Below are 15,818 nucleotides of genomic sequence, written 5' to 3' on the forward strand. Positions count from 1 at the left end.
CGCCCGGCCGGGATCCGCGTGTTCACCAGGCCAGCTGGGCGATCTCCTCCGCCACCACCGCGCACGCGTCCGCCGCCGGGTCGATCAGCGGGTAGTGGCCGACATCCTCCAGCAGCGTCACGCCCACCACCTCACCGGCCTTCGCCGCCGCGTCGGCGTACGCCTCGGCGACCGCCTGCGGAACGTCCACGTCGGCGCGGCCCTGGACGAGGGTCGTCGCGATGCCGGTGGGCAGCAGCAGGGCGGGGTCGGCGTAGCGGCGGCGTTCCGCGAACAGCTCGGCCCCGCCGAGGAGTTGCCGGGTGGCGCCACCGCACACGCCGAGCTTGTCGGCGACCTCGAAGTCGGCGATCGGGGCGAGCGCGACCACCCCGCGCAGGGGCGCCGGACGGTCGATGCGCCAAGGGGCGTCGGCGGGCAGCAGGTGCCGGGCGGCCGCCCACAGCGCGAGGTGGCCGCCGGCGGAGTGGCCGGTGAGCACCACACGGCGCGCGTCGGCCTCCGGCAGATGCCGGCGCACCAGGGCGGGCAGCGCGTCCAGCGCCGCGGCCACGTCGTCGAAGGTGTCGGGCCAGCGGCCCGCGACGGGGGCACCGTCCGGGCCCCCGGCCCGCCCGCCGGAGGCCTGCGCCCCGCGCCGGTACTCCACGTTGGCCACGGCGAACCCCCGCCGGGCGAGGAACCCGGCGAACGGGCCGACGTGCCGGCGGTCGTACGGTGCCCGCCACGCGCCTCCGTGCAGGACCGCCACGACGGGGGCGGCGCCGCCCGGTCCCGGCGCTCCGCGCGGCGCGAAGAAGTCGATCACCTGGTCGGGGTGGTCGCCGTAGCCGGCGGTGCTGTCGGGCTCGACCGCCGGGTGCGAGAAGGCCGATTTCTCCTCCGCGGCGTTCCTCGCGGCAGCGGTGCCCGGTTCTGCGTCGGCATCCGACATGCTCAACCTCTCAGCGACGAAACGGTGTTGGCGGACCGGGGGAAGGAAATCGGCCGTTGGCGGGACGGTATCAGGCCGGTGACGTGCGCCGACATGGGGATGTGACGCTGGGTGAGGACCGGACGATTCGTCCGGCCCCGTCCCGCGGTTCACCCCGGAATTCCCCCGCGGCTCGACCCGCGGCTCAGCCCGCCAGCGTCCCCGCCAGCACCCGGGCCGCCCGCTCCGCGTCCGCGAAGCCGACGTACAGCGGCGTGAAGCCGAAGCGCAGCACGTCCGGGGCCCGGAAGTCCCCGACCACCCCGCGTTCGATCAGCCGCTTCATCACCTCGCCCGCCTCGGGACAGCGCAACGCGACCTGGCTGCCCCGCTCGGCGTGTGCCGCCGGGGTCAGGGAGCCCACCCGGCCGCCCGGGACGTACTCCCCGACGCAGCGCAGGAAGAAGTCCGTCAGCGCCAGGGACTTGGCGCGCACCGCCGCCACCGAGACCCCGTCCTCGTCCCACACGTCGAGGGCCGCCTCCAGGGCGAGCAGGGAGAGGATGTCCGGGGTGCCGACCCTGCCGCGCACCGCGCCGGACGCGGGGGTGTACCCGGGCCGCATGCCGAACGGCTCGGCGTGCGAGTTCCAGCCCGGCAGCGGGGAGTCGAAGCGGTCCTGGAGGTCGCGGCGCACATACAGGTAGGCGGGCGAACCGGGGCCGCCGTTGAGGTACTTGTAGGTGCAGCCGACGGCCAGGTCGACGCCGTGCTCGTCGAGCCCGACCGGCAGGGCGCCCGCGCTGTGGCACAGGTCCCAGACCGTGTACGCCCCCGCCGCGTGCACCGCGGCCGTCAGCGCGGGCAGGTCGTGCAGCCGGCCCGTGCGGTAGTCGACGTGGTTGAGCAGCACGGCGGCACTGCGCTCGCCCAGCGCCGACGGCACCTCGGCCGGGGCGACCGGACGCAGGGCGCAGCCGGTCATCCGGGCCGCCGACTCGGCGATGTACCCGTCCGTGGGGAAGGTGGTGGCGTCGACGAGGATCTCGTCCCGGCCCGCGCCGTCCTCCTGGGCCATGCGCACGGCGGCGACGAGCGCCTTGAAGACGTTCACGCTGGTGGAGTCGCCGGCCACGACCTGCCCGGCGCCCGCCCCGACCAGCGGGGCGATCCGGTCGCCGATCCGCTCGGGCGCGGTCCACCAGCCGCTCTCCTCCCAGGACCGGATGCGCAGCCCGCCCCACTGGCGCCGTACGACATCCGCCACGCGCTCGGGGACGTGCGCCGGGAGGGCGCCGAGCGAGTTGCCGTCCAGGTAGGTCACGTCGTCCAGGACGAACCGTTCGCGCAGCGCCGCAAGGCGGTCGGCGGCGTCCAGCCGCTCCGCCTCGCCCGCGAGACCCGCCGGCTCAGACATGGGACCGCGCCGTCCACAGCTCGGGAAACACATTGCCCCGGGCCCGCTTCTCCAGCCAGGCCACCCCGGCGGAGCCGCCGGTGCCGGTCTTGGAGCCCATCGCGCGCCGGGTGGCGACCAGGTGGTCGTTGCGCCAGCGCCACACCAGCTCGGCGACATCGGTGAGCGCCTCGCCGAGGCGGGCCGGCTCGCTGTTCTGGTCGCCGGAGTAGACGGCCGTCCAGGCGGCCTCCACCTCGGGCGAGGCCTCGTACCTGCGGGTGACGTCGCGCTGGAGCACGGCGTCCGGGATGTCGTACCCGCGCCGGGCGAGCAGCCGGACCACCTCGTCGTACAGACTCGGCTCGTGCAGCGCCTTCTCCAGCTCCGCGTGGACGCGGGGGGCGCCGCGGTGCGGGACGAGCATGGACGCGGACTTGTCGCCGAGCAGGAACTCCAGGCGGCGGTACATCGCGGACTGGAAGCCCGAGCCCTCGCCGAGGGCGCCGCGGTAGGAGTTGAACTGGGCCGGGGTGAGCTGCCCGAGCGGCGTCCAGGAGGCGTTGAGCGCCTCCAGCTCCCGCACCGAGCGCTTGAGCGCGTCGGTCGCCACCTGGATCCGGTCCTCGCGCAGGGCGTGCGCGGCGGTCTCCCACTCGTGGACGACGACGGTGAACCACAGCTCCATGACCTGGGTCGTGACCAGGAAGACCATCTCGCCGGGATCGTCGGAGAGGGTGCGCTGGAGGTGGGTGAGCACGTCCGCCTTGACGTAGTCCTCGTACGGCGTGCTGCCCTCGAAGTCGAGATTCGGGGCTTCGTCGTGGGACATCGCTGTCTCCTGATGTGCACGGGTAGCGGTCCGCCCTGCCGTTACCGGCACGGGGCCCCGGTCCCCAACGGCATCCTCCGCAATCGTCGCAGCAAACCGCAAGGCCCGCCCGTCGCGGGCCTTGCGGAGCGGTCGGTCAGCCCAGCACCTCGGCGGCGGTGGGCGAGGAGTCCTTCAGGAACTGGCCGCAGCGCTCGTACTCCTCCTTCTCGCCGATCGCCTGGGCGGCGCGGGCGAGGGCGTGCAGGGCGCGCAGGAAGCCACGGTTCGGCTCGTGCTCCCAGGGCACCGGCCCGTGCCCCTTCCAACCGCTGCGGCGCAGCGAGTCGAGGCCGCGGTGGTAGCCGGTACGGGCGTACGCGTACGACTCCACGACGCTGCCCCGCTCGAACGCCTCGTCGGCCAGCCGGGCCCAGGCGAGCGAGGAGGTCGGGTACTTCGCGGCGACATCGGCGGCCGACGTGCCGGCGGCGAGCAGCTCGCGCGGGCCCGGGTCGTCGGGGAGCTGGGTCGGGGGCGGTCCCCCGAGGAGGTTCTCGTGAATGGACATGGGACAAGTCTGCGCCATGCGCACGGTTGCGCCGCACGGGTCACCGGGCCGCCCCGCGCCCCCGGTCGCCCTCCAGCGGCGGTGCCAGGACCGAGCCGTGGGTGCGGCACTCGGGACGGCGGCAGTCCGGCGCCGGGCGGCGCACCGTCGTGAAGGCGAGCACGGAGCCCGCCACCAGGATCCCCGCGCAGATCAGCATCGCCGGTCCGAAGGCGTCGTCGAAGGCCCGCGGCGACCGGTAGGCCCCCTCCCCCATACCGGTGAGCAGGGGCAGCGCGGCCACCGCGACGAGCCCCGCCGCACGGGCCGCCGCGTTGTTGACGCCGCTGGCCAGCCCGGCCCGCGAGGTGTCCACGGCGGCCAGCACACTCGCCGTCAGCGGGGCCACCAGCGTGACCATGCCGAGGCCGAGCACCAGCAGGGCGGGCAGCACGTCGGCGGCGTAGGAGGCGCCGGGACCGACCCGCAGCATCAGCACCATCCCGGCCGCGCACAGCAGCGGACCGGCGGTGAGCTGGAGGCGCGGCCCGACGCGCTCGGCGAGTTCGCCCGAGCGGGCGGAGAGCAGCAGCATCAGGACGGTGGTCGGCAGCAGGGCGGTACCGGCGGCCAGCGCGGACCAGCCGACGACGACCTGGAGCTGGAGCGCGGTGAGGAAGAAGAAACCGCCGAAGGCCGCGTACACGCACAGCGTGACCAGGTTGACGGCCGTGAACTGGCGGGAGGCGAAGATGTCGAGCGGCATCATCGGGTCCCTGCCGCGCCGCTCCACGACGACGAAGGCCACCGCGGCCGCCGCCCCGGCCACCGCGCTCGACGCGACCGTCCAGGACGCCCCGCGCGCCTCGATCAGCGCGTAGGTGAGCAGCGCGAGGGCCGCCGCGCCGAGGACCGCGCCGAGCACGTCGAAACGGGTGTGGGCGCGCTCGTCCGAGGACTCGGGCACGTGCCGCAGCGCGACCGGCGCGCACAGCAGGGCCAGCGGGACGTTGAGCAGGAACACCCAGCGCCAGCCCGCCCCGTCCACCAGCCAGCCCCCGAGGAACGGCCCCACCGCGGCCCCGACGCCCCCGAACCCCGACCACAGGCCCACCGCCCTGCCCCGGTCGTCGGCGTGGAAGGAGGCCTGGATGAGGGCGAGGGAACCGGGTGTGAGCAGCGCCCCGCCGATGCCCTGGAGGGCGCGGGCGGCGATCAGGACGCCGGCGTTCGGCGCGAGGCCGCACAGCAGGGAGGCGCCGGCGAACCACAGGACGCCGAGGACGAAGACCCGGCGGCGGCCGAACCGGTCGCCGAGGGCGCCGCCGAGGAGGATCAGACCGGCCAGCGTGACCAGGTAGGCGTTGACCGTCCACTGCAGGGCCGCGAGGTCCACGTCGAGGTCGCGGCCGATGCGGGGCAGCGCGACATTGACGACGGTCGAGTCCAGCAGGGCCATGCCGGAACCGAGGACGGTGGTCAGCAGGATCCATCTGCCCTGCGACGAGGCCAGCCGGACATCGGGCATGCCCCAGGTATACAGCGAGCCCGGCGCGCAGGCGCCGGGCTCGTGGCTGCGGCCGGGTGGCCGGGGGCCCTACTTGAGCTTCGTGCCGGCCGACCGCAGATGGCCGCAGGCCTCGACGACACGCGCGGCCATGCCGCCCTCGGCCAGCTTGCCCCAGGTGCGCGGGTCGTAGGTCTTCTTGTTGCCGACCTCGCCGTCGACCTTCAGGACGCCGTCGTAGTTGGTGAACATGTGGGCGGCGACCGGACGGGTGAAGGCGTACTGGGTGTCCGTGTCGATGTTCATCTTGACCACGCCGTTCTCCAGGGCGGTCGCGATCTCCTCGGCGGAGGAGCCGGAGCCGCCGTGGAAGACGAAGTTGAACGGCTTGCTGCCGGCCGGCCGGCCGTACTTGGCGGCGACGCCCTCGTTCAGCTCCTTCAGCAGCTCGGGGCGGAGCACGACGTTGCCCGGCTTGTACACGCCGTGCACATTGCCGAAGGAGGCGGCGAGCAGGTAGCGGCCCTTCTCGCCCAGGCCGAGGGCCTCGACGGTGCGGACCGCGTCGTCGACCGTCGTGTAGAGGGAGTCGTTGATCTCGTGGGAGACGCCGTCCTCCTCGCCGCCGGTCGGGGTGATCTCGACCTCAAGGATGATCTTGGCGGCGCGGGCGCGCTCCAGCAGCTCCTCGGCGATGGAGAGGTTGTCGGCCAGCGTCTCGGCCGAGCCGTCCCACATGTGGGACTGGAACAGCGGGTTCCGGCCGGACTTGACGCGCTCCTCGGAGACCGCCAGCAGCGGACGGACGTACCCGTCGAGCTTGTCCTTGGGGCAGTGGTCCGTGTGCAGGGCGACGGTGACGTCGTACTTCTCGGCGACGATGTGCGCGAACTCGGCGAGGGCGACGGCCCCGGTCACCATGTCCTTGTTGTGCTGGCCGCCCAGGAACTCGGCGCCGCCGGTGGAGATCTGGACGATGCCGTCGCTCTCCGCCTCCGCGAAACCGCGCAGGGCCGCGTGCAGCGTCTGGGAAGAGGTCACGTTGATGGCCGGGTAGGCGAACTTTCCTGCCTTCGCCCGGTCCAGCATCTCGTTGTAGACCTCGGGAGTTGCGATGGGCATCTGTCCGCTCCTTGTATGTGCGGGTCGGCGTGCTGCTGGTGGCCCTGACCTAGGACTGGGGGCGACGTCATCGTCGGCCCCATCCTTCCAGACGAAACGGGATACTCCGAGTGGATCTCGGTCCGCTTCGCCGGGTGCTCAGTCCAGGCCCAGCTCGTCCTTGCCGTACACGTACCGGTAGGGGACTCCCGCGCCGTCCTGGATCTTCTCGGCGGCGCCCGTCGCGCGGTCCACGATCGTGGCGACGGCGACGACTTCGGCACCGGCCTCGCGCACGGCCTCGACGGCGGTGAGCGGGGAGCCGCCGGTGGTGGAGGTGTCCTCGACGACCAGGACGCGGCGGCCCTCGATGTCCGGGCCCTCGACGCGGCGCTGGAGGCCGTGCGCCTTGGCGGCCTTGCGGACGACGAACGCGTCCAGGCGCTTCCCGCGCGCGGCGGCCGCGTGCAGCATGCTCGCGGCGACCGGGTCGGCGCCCATGGTCAGCCCGCCCACGGCGTCGAACTCCAGGTCGGCGGTGAGGTCCAGCAGCACCTGCCCGACCAGCGGCGCGGCCTCTCCGTCCAGGGTGACGCGGCGCAGGTCGACGTAGTAGTCGGCCTCCAGGCCCGAGGAGAGGGTCACCCTGCCGTGCACCACGGCCTTGTCCTTGATCTGCTGCAGCAGCTCGCCGCGTACGTCCGTCATGTACGCCAGCTTAGAGGCGGCGCCAGGTCCAGGTGGTGCCGGCCTCCAGCGGCTCCAGGGGCGTGACCAGGCGCGGGAGGGTGTTCAGGCCGTTGGGCGGGCCGGTCTGCGGCTCCACGCAGACGGCGGCCTCCTGCTCGTCGTACACGACGGCCCACTGCTGCGGGCTCGTCACCCTCAGCTCCAGCCGCCGTGGCCAGGTGAGCGTGACGTTGACGCCGTCCGGCATGCCGAAGCAGTCGTCCCACGGGCCCGGCTTCGGCTCGACGCGGTTGCCGGTGGGCAGGTGGTCGTCGCCGCGCTCCTCCTGCCAGGCGGGGTCGAAGTCGATGGCGACACCCGCGCCGTCCGCGCCGCCGAGGGTGCGGTTGAACCACGGGTGCCAGCCGATCTGCGCCGGGAACGACGACTCGTACGTCTCCACGGACATCGTCAGCGTCAGCGCGTGCTCGGCGAGCGCGACCACCTGGGTGACGCGGCCGGTGTAGGGCCAGGGGTCGGTGAGGTCGTACGTGATCACGGCCTCGTCCGCGGTGACGCGGGCGGTGTGCCAGGCGGCGTCGCGGGCGGTCCCGTGGATGGCGTGCGGCGGGGAGTTGAGCGGCATCCGGTGGACGGCGGCGCCGTCCCGGAAGCGGCCCTCGCGGATGCGCCCGCACCAGGGGACCATCGGGAAGCAGCCGTAGCGCTCGCCCTGCCGGAGCAGTTCCGTGCCGCCGACGCGGAGCCCGCCGATCCGGCCGCCGTTGCCCGGCAGCACGGTCGCCTCCGCGTCACCCGCGGTCAGCGTGATGGGTTCGTTGCTCACGCCACGACCCTACTGGGGCGATCAAGGGCGCCCCACCGCCGCCGTTCAGCGGCGCCTGCGCAGCGCGCGGCCCACCACGATCGCGGACGCCACGACCAGGGCCGCCGCGGGGGCGGCCCAGCGCAGCGAGGCGCCGGCCGGGTGCGCCTGGGGCACGGGGACGGGGGCGTACCGGCCGCGCGGCGGGGCGTGGTCCACCTCCTCGGCGCTGCGGCCGATCATCGTGCGGCGCGCGTGCGCGGCCTCGGCGGGGGGCACGACGGCCTCGGGGGTGGCGGGGACCTCGGGGAGGTCCAGGTCGTCGGGGTCGTCGGGGGCGTCGGGGTGGTCGGGGTGGTCGGGGTCGTCGGAGTGGTCGGAGTGGTCCAGGTCGTCCGGGCCTTCTTCTGCCTCGTCCTGGGCCTCGTCCTCGGTCCCGGCCTCTTCCCCGTCCTCGGCGCCGGCCTCGGCGCCGTTCGTGAGGGAGGGCGGGGGGATCTCGGGGTCGGAGCCGGAGGCAGGCCGCGGTTCCGCCTCGCCCGGCGGGTCCTCCGTGGCGGGCCGGGGCCCGTCGTCCCGCGCCGCCGTGCCGAGGTTCTGCGCGAACCGGGTCAGCAGCCGGGTCGTGGCCGACGCCACCGACTCGGCCGGCAGCTCCGTGACCCGCCCGCCTGCCGTGGCCGTACCGGCGAAGGCGAGGGCGCAGCCGCCCTCGGCGTCCCGCACGCGGAGGGTGAGCGCGAGCGAGACCTCGCCGGTACCGCGCGACTCGGTGGCGCCGCCCTCGACGGTGTACGTGCCGTCCTCCCGCGCGGACAGGCGCAGGGAGCCCCGGTAGGTGATCGAATGACTGCCGATACGCACCTTCAGCCGTCCCGCGACGGGCTCGGCACCGGCGTCCTGCTGGAGCCCGGGAACCGCACGGGCGACCCCCACGGGGTCGGCCAGCACGTCCCTGAGCCGCTCGGCCGCGACCGGAACGAACACCTCATGCTCCATGTCACCGCACCCTACCCAGCGGGCGCCCGCCGCACCCCCCGTCGGCACAAAGTCACGCCTCTCCCGCGCTCCCCGGCACCACCAGTCCCGTCTCGTACGCCACCACCACCGCCTGGGCCCGGCTGGTCAGGCCCAGCTTGGTCATCGTGCGGTTGAGGTGGGTCTTGACCGTGGCCTCGCTGATGAACAGGCGGTCGGCGGCCTCGGCGTTGCTCAGACCCCGGGCCACCAGCCGCAGCACCTCGGACTCACGGGTGGTCAGCGTCGTCAGCTCGGGCGGTGGAGCGGCGTCCGGCGGGTCCGCGCGGCGTGTGTCGGACATCCGTGTGAACGCCTCCACCAGGCGCCGGGTGACCGCGGGGGCGAACAGCGCGTCGCCGCCGTGCACCGCGGCGACCGCGGCGAGCAGCCGTTCGGGCCCCGCGTCCTTGAGCAGGAAGCCGGAGGCGCCGGCCCGCAGGGCGCCGTACACGTACTCGTCGAGGTCGAAGGTGGTCAGGACGAGGACGCGCGGCAAGGGGTCCACGGCCTCGGCGAGGATCCGTTCGGTGGCCTGGATGCCGGTCATGCCCGGCATGCGGATGTCCATCAGGACGACGTCCGGCCGGGTCCGCGCGGCCAGCGCCACCGCCTCGGCGCCGTCGGCCGCCTCGCCGACGACCTCCATGCCGGGGGCGGCGCGCATCAGCGCGGCCAGTCCGCTGCGGACGAGGAACTGGTCGTCGACGACGAGCAGCCGGACGGGGCCGGCCGCCGGACCGTGGGCCGGACCGTCCGTCGGTCCTTGTGCGTCGGTCATTCCCTGACGGCGTCTTTCCGGCGTGCGGTCCGTACCGGCGTCGGCAGGGTCAGGCGCACGCCGAATCCCCCCTCGCTGCGCGGGCCGACGACGATCGTCCCGCCGTAGAGCTTGGCCCGCTCCCGCATCCCGATCAAGCCGTGGCCGCCGCGCTCGGCGATTGTGTCCGAATCCACCCCCTCCCGGTCTCCCGTCGCCCGCCCGTCGTCGGTCACCGACACGGTCACCTCGCCCGCGCGGTAGGCGAGTTCGACGGCGGCGTCCGCTCCGGGCGCGTGCTTGAGCACATTGGTGAGGGCCTCCTGCACCACCCGGTAGACGCAGAGCTGAACGCCCGGCGGCAGGGCCCGCGGTGTGCCCGTGACCCGCAGGTCCACGCCCACGCCGCCGGTGCGCACGCGGCCGACCATCTCGTCGAGCTGGTCGAGGCCGGGCGCCGGGGCGCCGTCCGCGCCCTGGACTCCGTCGGCCCGCAACAGGCCGAGCATGCGGCGCAGTTCGGCCAGGGCCTCGCCGCTCGCGCCCTCGATGGTGTCCAGGGCCTCGCGGGCGGTGCGGGCGTCGGAGTGGAAGACGAAGCGGGCCAGTCCGGTCTGGACGTTGATGACGGCGATGTGGTGGGCGACCACGTCGTGCAGCTCGCGGGCGATCCGCACGCGTTCCTCGGCGACCTCGCGCCGGGCCCGGTCGGCCTGTTCGGCGCGGAGCTGCCGGGTGAGTTCGCCGGTCCGGTGGGCGACGTACCCGAACCTCCACAGCACCAGCGGGAAGCCCACGGCCTGCCCCACGACCGACGCCATCGCCTCGGCGTCGCTGACCACCCCGGCGTAGATCCAGACGCCGGCGAGCAGGGCGGCGCAGGCGGCGGCGGTGCGGGTGGGGCGCAGGGAGGCCACGGTGTAGACGGCGAGCATGGGGCCGAAGGAGCCGACCACGGGCCAGTATCCGAGGGTGACGTAGAGCGCCCAGCAGGCGTGGACGGCGAGGCAGACGGCGAGGGGGGCGCGGGTGCGCAGGGTGAGCGGAAGGGTCAGCAGGGCGACGAGCGTCCAGGCGAGCGGGTCGAGCGCGGGCCACCCCTGGGCGACGGCCTCGGTGCCGAGCAGCACGGCCACGGTCGTCAGCGCCGCGGCGATCAGGCCGTCGGCCGCCAGGGGGTGCGGGCGCATTGCGGCAGCGTAGGTCCGCCCGCCGGGCGGCGGCGTCATCTTTCCGCCGTACCGCGGAAGTCGCAGGAACCGGGCGGCTACCGCACCGGTTTGGTCCCGGGTCCACCCACGGCGGGATTCCGGGACGGGCGGGTCGGCCGTAGGTTCTCGGTGCGAGCGATCCACAGGGGGATGTGGCGGTCCGTCCCTTGTCCGGGGGGAGGGGGGCGGGCCGCCGCACGGGGCTCGTACGCCGGAGCGCGCGGGGGCGCTCGCGGCGGGCCGGCTCAGTAGCGCGGATGCACCAGCGTCGAGGGCGGCAGTCCGGGGATCCGGGTGCCGGACGCGGCGCGGGCGTCCCGGGTCAGGGACCGGGGCGTGAGGGTGCGGGGGCGCGGGCCCGCCGGGTCGAGACCCGGGGTGGGGGGTGTGCGGGCGGCCAGGAGGAAGCCCCAGTCGCGTGGCGCGCGGGAACCGGCCACCGTGCGGTCGGGGCCCGGCGCGAAACCGGTGTCCCGGGCGGCGGCGCGGTAGGCGACCGCCGGCAGTCCGGCCGCGCGGAGCGTCGCGTCCACCGTCCAGAAGGTCCGGGGGCGGGTGGCGAGGGGCCCGGCGTGCACCACCAGCCGCCCGTCGGGGGCCAGCACCCGCCGCAGCAGGCCGTAGAACTCCTGCGAGTACAGCTTGGTGCTGGCCGTGATGCCCGGGTCGGGCAGGTCCGAGATCACCACGTCGTACGTCGCGGAGGGCGTCGAGCGCAGCCGGTGGAAGGCGTCCGCCGTGGTGACGTGGACGCGCGGGTCGCCGTAGACGTGTTCGTTGAGCGCGGACAGGCCGGGGTCCCGCCGGGCCAGCCGGACGAGCCCGGGGTCGAGTTCGACGATCTCGACGCGGCGCACGCCGCGGTGGCGCAGCACCTCCCGCGCGGCGAGGCCGTCGCCGCCGCCGAGGATCAGCACGCGTGCGTGCGGACCGCTCATGGCGGGGTGCACCAGGGCCTCGTGGTACTGCCGCTCGTCGCCGCCGCTGACCCGCAGCCGGCCGTCCAGGAACAGGTCGAGGGGCCGGCCGTCGGTGTCGCCGGTGAGGACCACTTCCTGCACGTCCGTCTGGAGGGCCACGCGGACGTTCTGGCCGTACACGGCGTCCCGGGCGGCGCGTTCGAAGTCGTCGGCGAGGACGGTGGCCGTGGCGAGCAGCGCCAGTACGACGAGGTTGGCCGCCAGCAGCAGCCAGCGGGCCCGGCGGGTCATGTCGCGCCGGAACAGGCCGAGGACCAGGGCGGCGCCGACGACCGCGTTGACCGTGCCGGTGATCAGCGCGCCGGTGAGCTGGCCGAGGAAGGGCAGCAGCACGAAGGGGAAGGCGAGGCCGCCGACGAGCGCGCCGACGTAGTCCGCGGCGAACAGGTCGGCGACGGCGCCGCCCGCGTCCTGGCGGCGCACGCGCTGGATCAGCTCCATCAGCAGCGGCACCTCGGCGCCGATCAGTACGCCGATGGTGAGCGAGAAGGCGACGAGGAGGACGCGCGGCCCGTCGGCCCACAGGCCGCCCCAGCCGCCGGTCCAGGCGAAGACGGCGTACAGCACCATCGCGCTGGAGCCGCCGACGAGGGCGAGGACGGCCTCGACCGCGCCGAAGCCGGCCGCCGCGAGGGGGCGCAGCCGTTTGGCGGCGAGCGAGCCGATGCCCATGGCGAAGACCATCACGGACAGGACGACGGACGCCTGGGTGACCGAGTCGCCGATCAGGTACGAGGCGAGGGCGACGAGTTCGAGTTCGTACACGAGCCCGCAGGCCGCGCAGACGAACACGCCCGCAAGGACCAGGAACCGCCCGGTGGCCGGCCGAACGGGCAGCCGCGCCGACGCACCGGCAGAACCGGGGGAACTGCGGGGGCCGGAGGGGCTGTCGAGGTCGTCCGGGGAGCCGCCGGGGCCGTCCCAGGACGGCGGGGAGCCGGGCGGGGCGGACGCGTGCGGTTCGATCACGCAGTGACGTTATGTCACGTCGGCACTGCGCTTCGTCACCCACACGTGTGAAACTGGCGCTCTGTGGGGCACCGCAGGTTTATCCCGTTGCCTTGCGCCCGCCGGACGGGCCCGGCCCCCTTCACACCCCGGAGGAGCTGAGCTGCGGCGTCGGCACCCGGACGCCCACCCGGGTCCGGGTCGCGACCAACTGGCCGTCCTGCGGATAGGCGTGCCAGGTCCGCCAGTGCACCTGCCCCTCGCGCCGCTGGGCCAGCATCGCGGTGAAGGCGTGGGGGCTGCCGGGGAAGACGCCGGCCAGGCCGTGCGGGTGGTCGGAGACCAGGGCCAGCAGCTCCTGGGCCCGCCCGGCGAAGGAGCCGGGCGTGAGCACCTCCACGCGGGCGGCGAACTCGTACTCCCAGTCGCCCACCCGCTTGGCGACGCCCAGCGGAAGGGGGGTGCTGCTGCCGGGGATGCACGCCACCGTCTCCGAACAACCTCCCCGCTCCTCTTCGAGCAGGACTTGGTGGGATGCGCCCAGGAGTCTCAACTGCATTTTGGCGCCCTTCAGTTCGAGATCGAGGTAGGCGAGCGCGGGCAGTGGTTCGCGCCCCAGGGCCCAGGCCAGGTCGGCGGCGCGTGTGTCGGTGTAGGCGGTTTTCAGGGTCGTGAGCATGGATCGGCTCCGCAAGCACACAAGGAGAGGAAGGTGTGGGGCCTGCGCACCCCGGACAGTGCCGGGGATGCGGCCCGCTCAGCCCAGTCGGTCGGTCAGGAGGGGGGTCAACAGGTCGTCCGAGGAGCTGCGTTGGTGATGGAGAGCGAATCATGAACTGTGGTGCCGCCACAGCGTTTTTACCCAACTTCGTGGTGTTTCCATCCGTCAGGGGGCTCCCCAGCTCAACTGTTCAACCAGGGCGCACACCCCGCCCGCGCGGAACGCGCCGGTGCGTGGGAGCGCCCGCCGGGCGTGCTGCCCGGCGGGCGCTCGTGGTGGGGCGCGGGGCCCGGTCCCGGGCGCGGGCCCCGTGGGCGGAACCGCGGTTCCCCCCGGCGGCTCAGCTGCCCCGTGTCAGCTGCCGCCGCCGCATCCGCCGCCGCCCCCTCCCCCGCAGGACGACCCGCCTCCGCAGGACGAGCCGCCACCGCAGGAGTGGCCCGAGTCGTGTCCGCCCGAGTGATGTCCGCCGGAGGACGAGCCGCCGTCCCCGGCCCACCAGCTGTTGCCGGCCCCTGCGCTGTCGCCGCCCCCGCCGCCGCCCGCCCACCGCGGACCCCGGCCGCCCTTCGACCGGACGGTGCGCGAGACGCGCCGGCCGACCAGGACTCCCCTGATCAGCAGGGCTGCGACGACGATCAGGATGATGCCTGTGATCATGGCGTCACCCTCCTTCCGTTCCCCCGAAGCAACCCCCCGTCGGGTGCCTCGCTCTGCGTGGATCACATCGTGAAGCTCGTTGCGTGAACGGGGGATGCCCCTCGCCGCCACGCCCCAAAGCAGAGTTGAGGAAGTCCAGAGCTTCGGCGCAGGATGACCGCCATGACCTCCACGCGCTCCAGCGCCCGCCCGCTCCTCAACCGCCGGCTCGCCGGGTTCGGGACGACGATCTTCGCCGAGATGTCCGCCCTGGCCCTGACGACCGGGGCGATCAACCTGGGGCAGGGCTTCCCGGACACCGACGGCCCCGAGGAGGTCAGGGAGGCCGCCGTACGAGCACTGCGCGACGGCCGCGGCAACCAGTACCCGCCGGGGCCGGGGGTGCCGGAACTGCGCGAGGCGATCACCGACCACCAGCGGCGTTTCTACGACATCGAGCTGGACCCGGACGCGGAAGTACTGGTCACCGCGGGCGCGACCGAGGCGATTGCCGCGACGCTGCTCGCGCTGCTGGAACCCGGAGACGAGGTCATCGCCTTCGAGCCGTACTACGACTCCTACGCCGCCTGCATCGCGATGGCCGGCGCCGAGCGCGTCCCGCTCACCCTGCGTGCCCCGTCGTTCCGCCCGGACCTGGACGAGCTGCGAGCGAAGATCACCCCGAGGACTCGCCTGCTCCTCCTCAACACCCCGCACAACCCCACGGGCATGGTCCTCACGCCCGAGGAACTGAGCGCCATCGCCGCCCTCGCCATCGAACACGACCTGCTGGTCGTGACGGACGAGGTCTACGAACACCTGGTCTTCGAGGCAGCCCACCATCCGATCGCGGCGCTCCCCGGCATGCGCGAGCGCACGGTCTCGATCTCCTCCGCGGGCAAGACCTTCTCCTTCACGGGCTGGAAGGTCGGCTGGGCGATGGCGAGCCCGCCCCTGATCGCCGCCGTCCGCACGGCGAAGCAGTACCTGACCTTCGTGAGCGCGGGCCCTCTCCAGCACGCGGTCGCGGAAGCCCTCCGCCTCCCGGACACGTACTTCGACGGCTTCCGCGAGGACCTGCGCCGCAAGCGCGACCTCCTCGCGGACGGCCTCCGCACAGCCGGCTTCGAGGTCTACACCCCCCAGGGCACCTACTTCATCACCACCGACATCGCCCCCTTCGGCGAAAAGGACGCCTACGCCTTCTGCCGGACCCTCCCCGCACGCTGCGGCGTCGTCGCGGTCCCCAACTCGGTCTTCTACGACGACCCCGACGCCGGCCGCAGCCAGGTCCGCTTCACCTTCTGCAAGAAGGACGACGTTCTCCGAGAGGCCGCCGACCGCCTCGTTCGGCTGCGCTCATATCGAGCCGGCACCGGCGAGGGCCTCGCCCCCGAATCCCGGACATGAGTAATGCGGCTTGGGCCAGGCGCAGTCGGTGATTTTTCCGTCGGCTGCTTCGCAGACGATCGGTGATCGTTGCCCGAGTCAGGAGTGTCGGCACCGGCAAGGACCGTCAACCTGACGGGAGTTGTCACCGCGGCCCGAGTCCAGCGGTGGCCGCATCAAGTCGGCCCCTGCAAGCCGTCTGCCACGAGTTGCAAAGGCCCATCCGAACCGCGTCGGAAATCTGAATCCAACCTCTTCTGGTCCGAGATGGGTAAGAACCTTACCTCGGTCAAGCCGCGTTTTCTATGCAAGCCATATGCAGCCAGATGCATTTTTGATCGCAACTGACGGATTCTGACCGACGTTGGCTATCGGCGCGT

15 protein-coding genes are annotated in these 15,818 nt (G+C 73.7%); 1 reads left to right on the forward strand and 14 read right to left on the reverse strand.

The window, feature by feature from the left end:
• Positions 1-22 precede the first annotated feature (22 nt).
• The 14 genes from AC4IHM_RS15600 to AC4IHM_RS15665 form a co-directional block, all read right to left on the reverse strand.
• On the reverse strand, positions 23-934 hold the full coding sequence (locus AC4IHM_RS15600) for an alpha/beta hydrolase (protein WP_490867635.1): 912 nt from the start codon (positions 932-934) through the stop codon (positions 23-25).
• 184 nt (positions 935-1,118) lie between these two features.
• On the reverse strand, positions 1,119-2,330 hold the full coding sequence (gene kynU, locus AC4IHM_RS15605) for a kynureninase (RefSeq protein ID WP_490867636.1): 1,212 nt from the start codon (positions 2,328-2,330) through the stop codon (positions 1,119-1,121).
• The gene (locus AC4IHM_RS15610) at positions 2,323-3,141 is read right to left on the reverse strand and encodes a tryptophan 2,3-dioxygenase family protein (RefSeq protein ID WP_490867637.1); all 819 of its coding nucleotides are present in this window, start codon (positions 3,139-3,141) and stop codon (positions 2,323-2,325) included. The genes kynU and AC4IHM_RS15610 overlap by 8 nt, the downstream gene beginning before the upstream one ends.
• Before the next feature lie 136 nt (positions 3,142-3,277).
• Positions 3,278-3,691, reverse strand: coding sequence for a DUF3151 domain-containing protein (locus tag AC4IHM_RS15615; protein ID WP_490867638.1), 414 nt, complete (start codon positions 3,689-3,691; stop codon positions 3,278-3,280).
• 40 nt (positions 3,692-3,731) lie between these two features.
• On the reverse strand, positions 3,732-5,198 hold the full coding sequence (locus tag AC4IHM_RS15620; protein WP_490867639.1) for an MFS transporter: 1,467 nt from the start codon (positions 5,196-5,198) through the stop codon (positions 3,732-3,734).
• Between the two features lie 69 nt (positions 5,199-5,267).
• Positions 5,268-6,299, reverse strand: a complete 1,032-nt coding sequence (gene fbaA, locus AC4IHM_RS15625) for a class II fructose-bisphosphate aldolase (RefSeq protein ID WP_490867640.1) — start codon at positions 6,297-6,299, stop codon at positions 5,268-5,270.
• A gap of 138 nt (positions 6,300-6,437) precedes the next feature.
• Positions 6,438-6,986 (reverse strand): orotate phosphoribosyltransferase, encoded by a 549-nt coding sequence (pyrE, locus tag AC4IHM_RS15630; protein WP_490867641.1) that lies wholly within the window; start codon positions 6,984-6,986, stop codon positions 6,438-6,440.
• 10 nt (positions 6,987-6,996) lie between these two features.
• Entirely contained in the window at positions 6,997-7,794 is a 798-nt protein-coding gene (locus tag AC4IHM_RS15635) for an aldose epimerase family protein (RefSeq protein ID WP_490867642.1), read from the reverse strand.
• A 45-nt stretch (positions 7,795-7,839) separates the two neighbouring features.
• Positions 7,840-8,772: an SRPBCC domain-containing protein gene (locus AC4IHM_RS15640; protein WP_490867643.1), complete on the reverse strand. Its 933-nt coding sequence runs from the start codon at positions 8,770-8,772 to the stop codon at positions 7,840-7,842.
• Positions 8,773-8,824: 52 nt separating this feature from the next.
• Positions 8,825-9,571, reverse strand: coding sequence for a response regulator (locus AC4IHM_RS15645; protein ID WP_490867644.1), 747 nt, complete (start codon positions 9,569-9,571; stop codon positions 8,825-8,827).
• Positions 9,568-10,740: a sensor histidine kinase gene (locus AC4IHM_RS15650; protein ID WP_490867645.1), complete on the reverse strand. Its 1,173-nt coding sequence runs from the start codon at positions 10,738-10,740 to the stop codon at positions 9,568-9,570. Before AC4IHM_RS15650 ends, AC4IHM_RS15645 begins: the two co-directional genes overlap by 4 nt.
• 266 nt (positions 10,741-11,006) lie before the next feature.
• A complete protein-coding gene (locus AC4IHM_RS15655) occupies positions 11,007-12,710 on the reverse strand; it encodes a polyamine aminopropyltransferase (protein WP_490867646.1) in 1,704 nt (567 codons plus the stop codon).
• Positions 12,711-12,831: 121 nt separating this feature from the next.
• Positions 12,832-13,368, reverse strand: coding sequence for a DUF2617 family protein (locus tag AC4IHM_RS15660; protein WP_490867647.1), 537 nt, complete (start codon positions 13,366-13,368; stop codon positions 12,832-12,834).
• A gap of 396 nt (positions 13,369-13,764) precedes the next feature.
• Positions 13,765-14,070 (reverse strand): hypothetical protein, encoded by a 306-nt coding sequence (locus tag AC4IHM_RS15665; protein ID WP_490867648.1) that lies wholly within the window; start codon positions 14,068-14,070, stop codon positions 13,765-13,767.
• Positions 14,071-14,232: 162 nt separating this feature from the next.
• On the opposite strand from AC4IHM_RS15665, the gene AC4IHM_RS15670 reads away from it, so the two are divergent.
• Positions 14,233-15,459, forward strand: coding sequence for a pyridoxal phosphate-dependent aminotransferase (locus AC4IHM_RS15670; RefSeq protein WP_490867649.1), 1,227 nt, complete (start codon positions 14,233-14,235; stop codon positions 15,457-15,459).
• Positions 15,460-15,818 lie beyond the last annotated feature (359 nt).

It is taken from the genome of Streptomyces sp. SL06, from assembly GCF_058244745.1.